This is a genomic window from Nonomuraea indica, from assembly GCF_002850745.1.
GTDB lineage: Bacteria > Actinomycetota > Actinomycetes > Streptosporangiales > Streptosporangiaceae > Nonomuraea > Nonomuraea indica.
The window spans coordinates 708,429-720,673 of sequence record NZ_KZ559466.1; the positions used below are offsets into that span (position 1 = coordinate 708,429).

9 protein-coding genes are annotated in these 12,245 nt (G+C 75.9%); all 9 read left to right on the forward strand.

Translation table 11 applies throughout. The annotated features are described in order from the left end of the window. Positions 1-4: 4 nt before the first annotated feature. The 9 genes from CXR44_RS03330 to CXR44_RS03370 all read left to right on the forward strand — a co-directional run bounded on the left by CXR44_RS03330 (position 5) and on the right by CXR44_RS03370 (position 12,217). Positions 5-5,527 (forward strand): type I polyketide synthase, encoded by a 5,523-nt coding sequence (locus CXR44_RS03330; protein WP_144069844.1) that lies wholly within the window; start codon positions 5-7, stop codon positions 5,525-5,527. Then, positions 5,524-5,964 carry an acyl-CoA thioesterase gene (locus CXR44_RS03335; protein ID WP_101783313.1) on the forward strand — a complete coding sequence of 147 codons (441 nt, stop codon included), beginning with the start codon at positions 5,524-5,526 and terminating at the stop codon, positions 5,962-5,964. The genes CXR44_RS03330 and CXR44_RS03335 overlap by 4 nt, the downstream gene beginning before the upstream one ends. A gap of 12 nt (positions 5,965-5,976) precedes the next feature. Further along, on the forward strand, positions 5,977-6,588 hold the full coding sequence (locus tag CXR44_RS03340; RefSeq protein ID WP_101783314.1) for an NADPH-dependent F420 reductase: 612 nt from the start codon (positions 5,977-5,979) through the stop codon (positions 6,586-6,588). 62 nt (positions 6,589-6,650) lie between these two features. Further along, a complete protein-coding gene (locus CXR44_RS03345; protein WP_101783315.1) occupies positions 6,651-7,193 on the forward strand; it encodes a hypothetical protein in 543 nt (180 codons plus the stop codon). Further along, on the forward strand, positions 7,190-7,636 hold the full coding sequence (locus tag CXR44_RS03350) for a hypothetical protein (protein ID WP_101783316.1): 447 nt from the start codon (positions 7,190-7,192) through the stop codon (positions 7,634-7,636). Before CXR44_RS03345 ends, CXR44_RS03350 begins: the two co-directional genes overlap by 4 nt. A gap of 153 nt (positions 7,637-7,789) precedes the next feature. Continuing rightward, the gene (locus tag CXR44_RS03355; protein WP_180903166.1) at positions 7,790-8,848 is read left to right on the forward strand and encodes a polyprenyl synthetase family protein; all 1,059 of its coding nucleotides are present in this window, start codon (positions 7,790-7,792) and stop codon (positions 8,846-8,848) included. Beyond that, complete coding sequence (crtI, locus tag CXR44_RS03360) at positions 8,845-10,329, forward strand: phytoene desaturase family protein (RefSeq protein ID WP_101783514.1); 1,485 nt, start codon at positions 8,845-8,847, stop codon at positions 10,327-10,329. Before CXR44_RS03355 ends, crtI begins: the two co-directional genes overlap by 4 nt. Next, on the forward strand, positions 10,326-11,225 hold the full coding sequence (locus tag CXR44_RS03365; RefSeq protein ID WP_101783318.1) for a phytoene/squalene synthase family protein: 900 nt from the start codon (positions 10,326-10,328) through the stop codon (positions 11,223-11,225). Before crtI ends, CXR44_RS03365 begins: the two co-directional genes overlap by 4 nt. Next, entirely contained in the window at positions 11,222-12,217 is a 996-nt protein-coding gene (locus tag CXR44_RS03370; protein WP_245898788.1) for a phosphate acyltransferase, read from the forward strand. The genes CXR44_RS03365 and CXR44_RS03370 overlap by 4 nt, the downstream gene beginning before the upstream one ends. Positions 12,218-12,245: the final 28 nt, after the last annotated feature.

A 12,245-nucleotide genomic window follows, 5' to 3' on the forward strand; every position in this document is an offset into this window, starting at 1 on the left:
CACCATGGCAGACGGCGTGGCCATCGTCGGCATGGGCTGCCGCTATCCCGACGCCTCCAGCCCGGACCGCCTGTGGGAAGTGGTGATGGCCCGCAGACGGGCGTTCCGGCCGATCCCCGCGACCCGGCTGAACCTCGACGACTACGACACCGACGACCAGGACTCGATCTACGTCCGCCACGCGGCGGTCCTGGAGGGGTGGTCGTTCGACCGGGCCCGGCACCGCGTCCCCGGCGCCACCTACCGGGTCACCGACCCGGCGCACTGGCTGGCCCTCGACGTGGCCGCCGACACCCTGGCGGCGGCGGGCTTCGCCGACGCCGCCGGGCTGGACCGCGACCGCGCCGGGGTCATCATGGGCAACACGCTGACCGGCGAGTTCACCAGGGCGACCGCGATGCGGTTGCGGTGGCCGTACGTCCGCCGCGTCCTCCAGCAGGCCCTCGCCGGCGAGGACGTCCCCGCGGACGTCCGGGACCAGCTCATCCGGCGGTCGGAGGAACTGTTCAAGGCGCCGTTCCCGGAACCCACCGACGAGACCCTCGCCGGGTCGTTGTCCAACACCATTCCCGGGCGGATCTGCAACCACTTCGACCTGCACGGCGGGGGCTTCACCGTCGACGGCGCGTGCGCCTCGTCGCTGCTCGCGGTCATCCACGCCTGCGCGGCGCTGACCGCCGGGGACCTGGACTTCGCCCTGGCCGGAGGCGTGGACCTCAGTCTCGACCCGTTCGAGCTGGTCGGGTTCGCCCGCACCGGCGCGCTGGCCCGTACCGACATGCGGGTCTACGACGCCTCCCCCACCGGTTTCTGGCCGGGCGAGGGGTGCGGCATGGTCGCGCTGATGCGCGCCGACGACGCGCTGGCCATGGGACGGCGCCCCATCGCGGTGATCCGCGGATGGGGCACCTCGTCCGACGGCCGTGGGGGGATCAGCAGGCCCGAGGCCGACGGGCAGCTGCTGGCCCTGCGCCGCGCCTACGAGCGAGCCGGCTTCGGCCCGGAGACGGTCGGCTACTTCGAGGGGCACGGCACCGGGACGTCGGTGGGCGACCAGGCCGAGCTGCGGGCGATGCGGGCGCTGCGCGGGCACCATCGCCGCCCCGCCTTCGTCGGGTCCGTCAAGGCCAACATCGGGCACACCAAGGCGGCGGCGGGCGTGGCCGGTCTGATCAAGGCGGCGCTGGCCGTGCACCATCGGGTCGTCCCGCCGACCACCGGCTCGCACACGCCGCACGAACAGCTCGGCGGCGGCCTGACGACGGCGGAGCGGCCCGTCCCGTGGCCCGCCGCCCCGGCGCGGGCCGCGGTCAGCGCGATGGGCTTCGGCGGGATCAACACCCATGTGGTGATCGAGGCGGCCGGACCGGCCCGCCGGAGCCGGCTGTCCGCCCTGCAGGAGCGGATGGCGCGGGCGCCGCTGGAGGGCGAGGTGTTCGCGGTGACCGCCGGCACCCCCGCCGGACTCACCGCGAAACTCCAGCGGATCGCCCGGCTCGCGGACTCCATCTCCTTCGCCGAGCTCACCGACCTGGCCGCCGCGCTGGCCGCCGCGCCGCCCGAGGCCTGCCGGGTGGCCTTCACCGCCCGCAACCCCGCCCAGCTGGCCCGCCGGGCGCTCCAGGCCGTCCCCCTGGCCGGCCGCGACGCCGCCGAGTCCGGGATCTTCAGCGGGACCGGCCCGGCCGGCCGGGTCGGCCTGATGTTCACCGGCCAGGGCGTCCCGGCACGCGGCACCGCGGGCGCCCTGGGCCAGGTGTTCGACGAGGCGCGGCAGTACTTCACCGGCGAGGAGGGGATCGACACCGAGATCGTCCAGCCGGCCGTCTTCCGGGCCTCGATGGCCGCCCTGAGGTGGCTCGACAGCCTCGGGGTGACGGCGGGCGCCGCGCTCGGCCACAGCGTCGGCGAGATCGCCGCGCTGACCTGGGCCGGAGCCGTCGACGAGGACGCCGCGCTCGACCTCGTCACCGAACGCGGCCGCATCATGGGAGAGGTGGGCGCCGCCGACACGGGCATGGCGACCCTCGCCGCCACGGCCGACCGCGCCGCCGCCCTGATCGACGGCCTGGACCTGGTCGTCGCCGCCGACAACGGCGCCTCCACGGTCGTCGCCGGACCGTCGGCCGCGGTGGCCGCCGTGCTGGGCCGGGCGGCCACGGCGGGCATCCAGGCCAGGACGCTGCAGGTCAGCCACGCCTTCCACTCCCCCGCCGTGGGGGAGGCCGTCGCGCCGTTCGCCGTCTGCCTGGACAAGGTGCCGTTCACCGCGCCCGCCGGGCGGGTCTTCTCGACGGTGACCGGCGCGGAGCTGGCCGCGACCACCGACCTGCGGCGGCACCTGGCGGCGCAGGTCACCGATCCGGTCCTGTTCCGCCGGGCGCTGGAGCTGCTGGCCGCCGAGTGCGACCTGCTCGTCGAGGTGGGCCCCGGCCGGTCGCTGGCGGCCCTGGCCACCGCCCACCTCGGCGCCTCACCACCGGCCGTGTCGGTCGACGCCGGCGCGCAGAGCGGGCAGGGCCTGCTGGAGAGCGCCGCCGCCCTGTTCGCGGCCGGGGCGACGGATTCGCTGCAGCCGCTGTTCAGCCAACGCTTCCATCGGCCCTACGACCTGACCCGCGACCCGGCGTTCCTGACCAATCCGTGCGAGACGGCACCGGTGTGGCCCGGCACGCCGGAGCGGCGCCGCGGCGGCAACGGTGCAGGGGCCGCCGGCGGGCCCGGAAACCGGAGCGGGACCGGCACCGAGGCGGGGCCGGTGACGGGCGTGCTGACCGGGACCAAGGCGATGACCGGCGCGGTGACCGGCGCGGTGACCGGGGCCGAGGCAGGGACAGGGAACGGCGCGGGGAACGGGAACGGCGCGGGAACCGCGGCCGCGACCGTGGGCGCGACCGTGGCCGAGACTGTCCGCGACCTGGTCGCCGCCGCCCTGGAGCTGGAGCCGGACGCGATCCGCGACGACGACCTCCTCCTGGCCGATCTGCACATGAACTCCCTGCAGGTCATCCAGCTCGCCGTAGGGTCGGCGTCGGCGTGCGGAAGGGTGCTGCCCGCGGAGCTGCCGCGGATCGCCGAGGCCACGGTCGGCGACCTCATCGCCGCCGTCGAGACGTTCCCAGCGGCTCGCGAGCAAGCTCCCGACCTGCCGGAATGGTTTCGGCTGTTCGCCGAGCACCGCCGGCCGGCCCCGCTGCCCGAGCCGGACGGCGCGCTGCGCGTACGCGTCCCCGCCGAGCCGACGGACGCCGACGTGACGCGCCTGATCACCACGGCCCGGCAGGCGGTCGCCGGACGCAGGCCCCTGGTCGTCACCGACGAGGCCGACTGCGCCTCCGGCTTCGTCGCCGCGCTCCGTCAGGAGCACCCCGAGATCGAGGCCCACTGGCTCGGCGTGGACGGCGCCGGGCAGACGTACACCGTCGAGCACCTGCCGATGCCGCCGGCGGCGCGCGGAGAGGCTCCGCTCAGCCGCGACGACGTGGTCCTCATCACCGGAGGGGGCAAGGGGATCGGGCTGCACGCCGGGCTCACCCTCGCCGAGGCGTACGGGGTGCGGCTGGCCCTGATCGGCCGGTCCGATCCCGCCGCCGACCCCGAGCTGGCCGACGGCCTGGAGCGGCTGCGGTCAGCCGGGATCGTCGCGGCCTACCGCGGCGCCGACGTCACCGACGCGGCCGCCGTCCGGCGGGCCGTGGCCGAGCTGTCCGAACTCGGCCCGATCACCGGCTTCGTGCACGCCGGCGGCGTCAACCGGCCCGCCCGGTTCGGCGAGCTCACCGAGGAGGACTTCGCCGAGCACGCCCGGACCAAGTGCGCGGGCCTGGCCAACGTGCTGGCGGCCCTGGACGCCGGCAGGCTGCGCCTCGTGCTGGCCTACGGCTCGGTGATCGGACGGTTCGGGCTGGCGGGCGAGACCCACTACGCGCTCGCCAACGGGCGGCTCCAGGCCATGGTCCGTGACGTCGCCGCCGATCTGCCGGCCGGCTGCGTCACCGCGACGCTGGCGTGGACCGCCTGGAGCGGAGCGGGGATGGCCGAACGGCTCGGCGTGGTCGGCCACCTCGCCGGCGCCGGCATCGGCACGCTGCCCGTGAGCGCGGGGGCGGAACTGCTGCTGGAGGCGATCGCGGCGCGGCCGTCCGGCGAGACCATCGTCATCAGCGGCCGGCTCCCGCAGCTCGACCGCGCGGACGTCACCCGGTCCCGGCATCCGCTGCTGCGCCGCGTCCGCGGCTTCGTCCCCGCAGTGGAGCTGGTGGCCGAGTGCGAGCTCGACCCGGCGAGCGGGTACCTGGCCGATCACCGGCTCGACGGGGTGCCGCTGCTGCCGGCGGTCTGCGCCCTGGAGGCGATGGCCCAGGCCGCCGAGATGCTCGGCACCCCTGCTCGGGCGATCACCGACGCCCGGTTCGAACGGCCGATCATCGTGCCGGCCGACGGGACGGGGACGATGCGGATCCATGCCCTCCGCCACCCGGGCGGTGACGTGGAGGTCACCATCCGGAGCGCGGAGACCGACTTCTCCGCCGTTCACTTCGCCGGCCGGGTCACCGCCGTGCAGACGGACCCGCCGAACGCCGCCGTCCCGGCGGACCCGCCGGACACCGCCGTGCAGACGGACCCGCCGGACACCGCCGTGCAGACGGACCCGCCGGACACGGCCGTGCCGGGGGACCCGCCGGACACCGCCGTGCCGGCCGGTGCTCACGCCGGGACGCCGCCCGCCCACGATCCGGCCGGCCTGTACGGGTCGCTGTTCTTCCACGGGCCCGCGTTCCGGCGGCTGGTCCGGTTCGAGGCCCTCTTCGCCACCGGCTGCCGGGCCGTGCTGTCGGCCACCGGCGGCGACCTTGGCCTGGGGGCGCAGGTGCTCGGCGACGCCGCCCAGCACGACGCGGCCGTGCACGTGCTGCAGGCGTGCGTGCCGCATCGCCGGCTGCTGCCGGTCGGCTGCGACCGGTTCCAGGTGCACGACGGCGCCGGCCGGCCCACGGAGGTGATCGTGGAGGCGGTCGAGCGGGCGCGGCACGGCACCGCGTACACCTACGACGTCGTGGCGCGGTCCGCGGACGGGCGGCCGGTGTTCAGCTGGACGGGGCTGCGGCTCCTCGACACCGGGCCGCTGCGCATGGAGGCCATGCCCGCGCTGCTGACGGGCCCGTACCTGGAGCGGATGGCCGGCGATCTGTGCCCGGGGGCGTCCACCGTGGCCGAGGAGTGGCTGGAGCTGAGCGAGCCGCCGATCCCGCCCGAGCCCGGGTGGACGCGTCAGGCCGAGGACCTGGCACGGCTGACGGGCGAGTCGCGCCGCTCCCTCGACGTCCGGCTGCGGACCGTGCACAGGTGCCTGGCCGAAGCCGGACAGCCCGTGCCCCTCCACATCGATGCCGCCTACGAGCACGGCTGGGTCAAGCTGACCGGCCCGGCCGGAGTGGCGGTCCTGTCCGGCCTGCTCACCCTGAACAGTGCAGACGGCCCGCCACGGGACATGGCCGTCGCCGTGCTCACCCGGGAAACGCGATGAATCCTTTCTACGAACACCGCCAGGTCGTGACGTTCGCCGACACCAACGTCGTGGGGAACGTGTACTTCACCCACTACTTCGAGTGGCAGGGCCGCTGCCGGGAACGCTTCCTCGCCGATCAGGCGCCGGAGGTCCTCCAGGCGCTCGCCGGCGACCTCGCCCTGGTGACGGCCGACTGCTCCTGCGAGTTCTTCGGCGAGCTGTACGCCCTCGACGAGGTCTCGATCCGCATGGCGCTGGCCGGCATCGAGGCCAACCGGGTGACCATGGACTTCGGGTACTACCGGCTCGGCTCCGGCCCCGCCCGGCTCGTCGCCCGGGGACGGCAGACCATCGCCTGCATGCGCCGCGACCCCGGCGGCGCGCTGGCCCCGACCGAGATCCCCGGCCCGCTCAGACGAGCGCTGGCCCGCTACTCCCCCGTCACGGCAGCCTAGGAGGACCATCCTGTGGACCTGCGGATCGGGATCATCGGGTGCGGGCGGATGGGCACGGCTCTGGCCCGGCTCGTCGACCGGCACGGGATGCCGTTGCTGCTCGCCAACCGGACGCCCGCGCGGGCCGCGGCGCTCGCCGCCGACCTGTCGCGCGCGCGGGCCGCGCCGCCGGCGCGGGTCGCCGCCGAGGCCGATCTGACCATCCTGGCCACGCCCATCGACGCCACCTGTCACGACCTGGCGCCCCTGATCCGGCACGCGCGGCCGGTCGTCGTGGACGTCTCCAACCCGTGCTTCGACGCGCCGCCCGCTCCCGGGCACCGCTCCGCCGCCCAGCGGATCGCCGCGGCGCTGCCCGGCTGCGCCGTCGTGAAGGCCTTCAACTGCCTGTCCGCCCGATGGATCGCCGCCCACACCCGCTCGCCCGCCCTGGTGACGGTCCCCATCGCGGGCGACGATCCCGACGCCAAGCTGCTCGTCAGCACGTTCTGCAAGACGCTCGGCTTCGACACCGCCGACGCCGGGCCGCTGGCCAACAGCCGGTGCGTCGAAAGCCTCACCGAGCTGCTGCTGTGCATCGGCGCCGACACGGTCGGCGTGCGGCTCGTACCCGCGGCTCCCTGACCACGCGCCCGGCCGCCGGCACGAGCGTCCACCACCGGAGAAACCACCCTCAGGAGATCACCATGTCCACCCGCGTCGCCGGCCGCTTGCAGCTCAACGAACGGCACCACAGAGCCGCTCTCGGGCTCTTCCTCGTGGTCGTCATCGCCCACTGGGCCGAACACGTCGTGCAGGCGATCCAGATCTACGCGCTCGGCTGGCCGATCCCGCAGGCGCGCGGGGTGCTCGGGCTGGTGTTCCCGTGGCTCGTCACCTCCGAATGGATGCACTACGGGTACGCCCTGATCATGCTCGCCGGGCTGGTCATGCTGCGACGGGGCTTCACCGGTCGCTCCCGGACCTGGTGGAACGTCGCGCTCGGGCTCCAATTCTGGCACCACATCGAGCATCTGCTCCTGCTCCTGCAGGCGCTGTCCGGCACGAACCTGGCCGGCCGGCCCGTTCCCACCAGCGTCGTGCAGTTGCTGATCCCCCGTGTCGAGCTGCACCTGTTCTACAACGCCGTGGTCTTCGCGCCGATGGTGGTGGCGATGCTGCTGCACCGCAGGCCGCGCGAGGCCGAACGCTCCGTCATGCGCTGCGACTGCGCGCTGCGGACCGCATGAGCCGGCGGCGCCCGTCCCCGCCGCTGACCGTCGTCCTGCTGCTCGTCGCCGGCCTGCTGCTGGCCTGGACGATCCCCGCGCTCGGCCCGGCGCTGCGGCTCGCGGGCGGCGACGGCCGGCACGGGACCTTCACCGCGCGGCGCCTGGACTGCGTCCGGCACCCCGGCCACGAAAGCTGCGCCTGGACCGGCGACTTCAGCTCCCATGACGGCGTCGTCCGTCGCACCGGAGTCACCCTGGCCGGCAGCGACCGGCCCACCCACCGCGCCGGCATGCGGACCAGGGCGATCGACGTCGGGCTGCCCACCCGGGTGTACGGGCCGGACGGCTCCACCGAATGGATCTTCACGGTGTTCCTGTTCCTGGCCGTGCTGGGGATCCTGGCCTTCACCACCGCGCCGGTCGCCGGAGCGGTCCGCCGGAGGGTGACCAGCGGCGGCTGACCGCCGGCGGGTGACGGCGGCTGCCCACAGGCCGGGCGTTCGCGCGCCGGAGGGCGAACCTGTCAGGAATCCGGATTTTCCGACGCGATGCAACCGGACGTGGCCGGGCGTACGAAGCCTAGGGGTACCAGACCAAGTGAGGTGGCCCCGCACATGACCACGACGGCGTCGCGCACGGACACCGTGCGCGACCTCATCGACGACCGTCTCGGCCGGTTCCTCGACCAGCGGGGCGGCGAGCTCGACTTCCTCGGGCCGGACGCCGCCCCGGTGCGCGACCTGATGAACGCCCAGATCCGCGGCGGCGGCAAGCGGCTGCGGCCGCTGTTCGTCTACTGGGGGCACCGCCTGTCGGCGGACGGCCGCGACGAGGACGGCGAGGCGGTCCTCGCGGCGGCGTGCGCGGTGGAGCTGGTGCACACGGCGGCGCTCATCCTCGACGACATCATGGACGAGGCGCCCGTGCGGCGCGGGCGGCCGAGCGCGCACCACGCGCTGGCCGCGCGGCACGAGCGCGCTGGCTGGCGCGGAGACCCGGCGCGGTTCGGCGAGTCGGCCGCCGTCCTGCTCGGCCTGCTGGCCTTCACCTGGGCGGACGCCGCCCTGCTGGGCACCGGCCCGCGGCTCGGCCCGGCGCTGGAGGTGTTCACCCGGCTGCGCCTGGAGGCGATCGGCGGCCAGTACCTGGACCTGGCCTGCGCGGCGCGCGGCACGGCGGACGTCCGGCAGGCCGCGCACCTGTCGCTGTACAAGACGGGCAAGTACACGGTGGAGCGGCCGCTGCACCTCGGGCATGCCGTCGCGGGCGGCGGCCCCGGCGTCCGGCGGCTGCTGAGCGCCTACGCGGCCCCGCTCGGCGAGGCCTTCCAGCTTCGCGACGACGTCCTGGGCGTGTTCGGCGACCCGGCGCGCACCGGCAAGCCCGGCGGGCTCGACCTGCTGCAGGGCAAGGCGACGTCCCTGGTCGCCCGGACCCGGCTGCTCGCCGGACCGCGCGCCGCGGCGCTGCTGGACCACGTCCGCGACGCGGAGGGCGTCGCGGCGGCCCGGGAACTGGTCGTGTCCTGCGGCGCCCTCGACGCCGTCGAACGGCGCATCGCCGAGCTGGCCGACCGGTCCGCCGCGGTGCTGCTGGACGGCCTGGACCTGCCGCCCGACGCGGTGGACGCCCTGGTCGAGCTGTGCGGCTCGGTCACCAGGAGGACCTCGTGAGGCCCGGCCGGGGGCCGGTCGTGATCGTGGGGGCCGGTCTCGGCGGACTGGCCGCGGCCGCCCGGCTGGCCGCGGCCGGCAGGCGGGTGACGGTGCTGGAGGCGCGTGACGTGCCGGGCGGGTGCTGCGGCACGGCCCGGGTGGGGGCGTACCGGTTCGACACCGGCCCGTCGGTGCTCACCATGCCGGGCGTGCTGGCCGACGCGTTCGAGGGCGCGGGCGAGAACCTGGACGACTGGCTGCCGCTGCGCCGCCTGGACCCGGCCTATCGGATGGCCTTCCCCGACGGCTCGCACCTGGACGTGGTCGCGGGCGGGGAGGCGAGCGGGGAGGCGATGGCCGAGCGGGTGCGGGCCCTGTGCGGCCCGGCCGAGGCCTGCCGCTACCTGGCCTACCGGCGGCGGCTGCGACGGCTCTTCGACCTGGAGTGGCCGGCGTTCATCGATGCCGACATGACCAGGCTGCGGGCGCTCGCGCGGCCGTACGCCCTGCTCAGGCTGGCCGCGCTCGGCGGTTTCCGCCGCCTGGACCGGCTGGCCGCCGCCCACCTGCGCGACCGGAGGCTGATCCAGGCCCACACCTTCCAGTCCCTGTACGTGGGCCTGTCGCCGCAGCGCGCGCTCGGCATCTACGCCGTCATCGCGTTCATGGACACGGTCGGCGGGGTCTACTTCCCCGAACGCGGCGGCATGCACGCCATTCCCGTCGGGCTGGCCGCCCTGGCCGAGAAGAAGGGCGCGGAGCTGCGGTACGGCTCCCGCGCCGCCCGGGTGGAGGTGGACGGCGACGGTGTCACCGGCGTCCGCCTGGCCGACGGCGAGGTGTTGCCGGCCGGGCACGTGGTCGTGGCCTGCGACCTGCCCGCCGCCGACGCCGCCGGGCTGCTGCCGGCCGCGGCCGTCGACTGGCGGTGGCGGCGGCCCCGCTTCTCCCCCTCGTGCCTGGTGGTCCACGCGGGCCTGGACCGCGCCCTGCCGGAGCAGGCGCACCACACGCTGCACTTCGGCCGGGCCTGGGAGGACACGTTCGCGGCGCTGGAGCGGGGGCTGCCGCAGCCCGATCCGAGCCTGCTGGTCACCCACCCGGCGGGCGACGCCGAGGTGGCCCCGGCCGGGCACGCCACGCTCAGCGTCCTGGAGCCCGCCCCGCACCTCGGCGGCGCCGACTGGGGCCGGCTCCGCCCCGTGCTGGAGGAACGTCTGATGGAGCGGATGGCCGCCCTCGGCTACCCGGGTCTGGCGGACGCCCCGCGCCTGGTGCTGGACCCGCCCGCCTGGGCGCGGCTCGGGCACACGGCGGGCACGCCGTTCGCGCTGGACCACCGTTTCACCCAGACCGCGTGGTTCCGCCCCTCGGCCGTGGCCAGGCGGGTGCCGGGCCTGCACTTCGCCGGGATGTACACCGCTCCTGGCGTCGGCGTCCCGCCGGTGCTGATCTCGGGCCGGCTGGCCGCCGACCGGATCCTGCGGGCCGCGCGATGACGCTCACGGCCAGCTACGAGCGCTGCCGCCGCCTGCATGCGGCCCACGGCCGCTCGTACTATCTCGCCACCCGGCTGCTGCCCGCCTGGAAGCGGCGGCACGTGCACGCCCTGTACGGGTTCGCCCGGTACGCCGACGAGATCGTCGACTCCTTCGCCATGACGGGCGACCGGGCCCGCGCGCTGGACAGGCTGGCCGGGCAGGTATCCGCGGGCCTGGCCGGCGGCTCGGTGGACGACCCGGTGCTGCCCGCGTTCCTGCACACGGTGCGTTCCTTCGGGATCGGCCACGACGACGTCGCGGCCTTCCTGGGCGCGATGCGCGCCGACCTGACGGTGACCCGCTACCCCACCTACGACGACCTGCTCGGCTACATGGAGGGCTCGGCGGCCGTCATCGGGACCATGATGCTGCCGGTGCTCGAACCGGTACCCGGGGCCGAGGCGGCGGCCCGCGAGCCGGCCAGGCAGCTCGGCCTGGCGTTCCAGCTGACCAACTTCCTGCGCGACGTGGCCGAGGACCTGGCCAGGGGCCGGATCTACCTGCCGCTGGAGGACCTGGCGAAGTTCGGCGTCGAGGAGGCGGACCTGCGCCGCCCGGCGACCGGGCCCGCGCTGCGCGAGCTGCTCGCCTTCGAGGCGGACCGGGCGCGCGAGCACTACCGGGCGGCCGCGCCCGGCGTCGAGCTGCTGGTGGCGTCGTCCCGGCCGTGCATCCGCGCCGCCCGCGACCTGTACGGCGGCATCCTCGCCGAGATCGAGCGCGGCGGGTACACGGTGCTGGAACGGCGGGCGCGCGTGCCGCGGTCGCGCCGGCTCACCCTGTTCGGCCGCCATCTGCTGGCCTCGGCCGTGGCGGGCCGCGCCGAGCTGCGCACCCTCGTGGGGGCGCCGTGACCGGCCTGCCCGGGGAGCCCGCCGCCGGGGAGGAGCCGGCCGCGAGCCTGAGCCCCGCCTCCCGGCCGGTCGTCGTCGACGCGATGGGCGGCGACCACGCTCCGGCCGAGGTGGTGGCCGGGGCGGTGCTGGCACGCCGGCGCGGCGTTCCCGTGCTGCTGGTGGGCCGCGCGACGGAGGTGCTGCGCGAGCTCGCCCGCCACGGCGCGGCCGGCGACGTCGGCGTGGTGCACGCCCCGGACGTGGTGCCCATGGACGAGCGGGGCGCCGGGGCCGGGACCGCGTCGAGCCTCGCCGTCGGCTGCGACCTGGTGCGCCGGGGAGTCGGCGGCGCGCTGGTGTCCGCGGGATCGACCGGGGCGGTGGTCACCTGCGCGGTGCGCGCGATCGGCCGGGCCGAGGGGGTGCTGCGGCCCGCGCTGGCCGTGGCGCTGCCCACCCTGGCGGGCGGGGCGAGCGTGCTCGTCGACGCGGGCGCCACCGCCGACCCGACCCCGGAGATGGTCGGTCAGTTCGCGCTGCTCGGCAGTTCGTACGCGCGGGCGGTGCTGGGCGTGGCGGATCCGCTGGTGGGGCTGCTGTCCATCGGCTCCGAACCCGGCAAGGGCAACCGGCTCAGCCGCCGGGCCGCCGAGATCCTGCCGGGCCTGCCACTGCGCTTCCACGGCAACGTGGAAGGGCACGACGTGCTGACCGGCGCGGTGGACGTGATCGCCACGGACGGCTTCACCGGCAACGTCGTGCTGAAGAACGTCGAGGGGTGCGTGCGGACCGCGCTGGCGATGGTCGCCCGGACCGGCCTGGCCGGGCCGGCGGCGCTGGATGAGGTGGCGAGCCGCTACGATCCGCGCACGCACGGCGGCGCCTCGCTGCTCGGCCTGCGGGGCACCGTCGTGGTGGCGCACGGTTCGTCCGGCGCGGCCACCATCGCCCGGGCCTGCGAGGTGGCGCACCACCTGGCACGCGAGCGGCTCTCGGAGCCCGTCCCGTGACGGTCGCGGGGGCGGGGCGGGCGGGTGA

Excerpts from the sequence above, each read along its gene's own strand:
- CXR44_RS03330 (WP_144069844.1), top strand. The coding sequence starts at position 5 with ATGGCAGACGGCGTGGCCATCGTCGGCATGGGCTGCCGCTATCCCGAC.
- CXR44_RS03335 (WP_101783313.1), top strand. The coding sequence starts at position 5,524 with ATGAATCCTTTCTACGAACACCGCCAGGTCGTGACGTTCGCCGACACC.
- CXR44_RS03345 (WP_101783315.1), top strand. The coding sequence starts at position 6,651 with ATGTCCACCCGCGTCGCCGGCCGCTTGCAGCTCAACGAACGGCACCAC.
- CXR44_RS03350 (WP_101783316.1), top strand. The coding sequence starts at position 7,190 with ATGAGCCGGCGGCGCCCGTCCCCGCCGCTGACCGTCGTCCTGCTGCTC.
- CXR44_RS03355 (WP_180903166.1), top strand. The coding sequence starts at position 7,790 with ATGACCACGACGGCGTCGCGCACGGACACCGTGCGCGACCTCATCGAC.
- CXR44_RS03365 (WP_101783318.1), top strand. The coding sequence starts at position 10,326 with ATGACGCTCACGGCCAGCTACGAGCGCTGCCGCCGCCTGCATGCGGCC.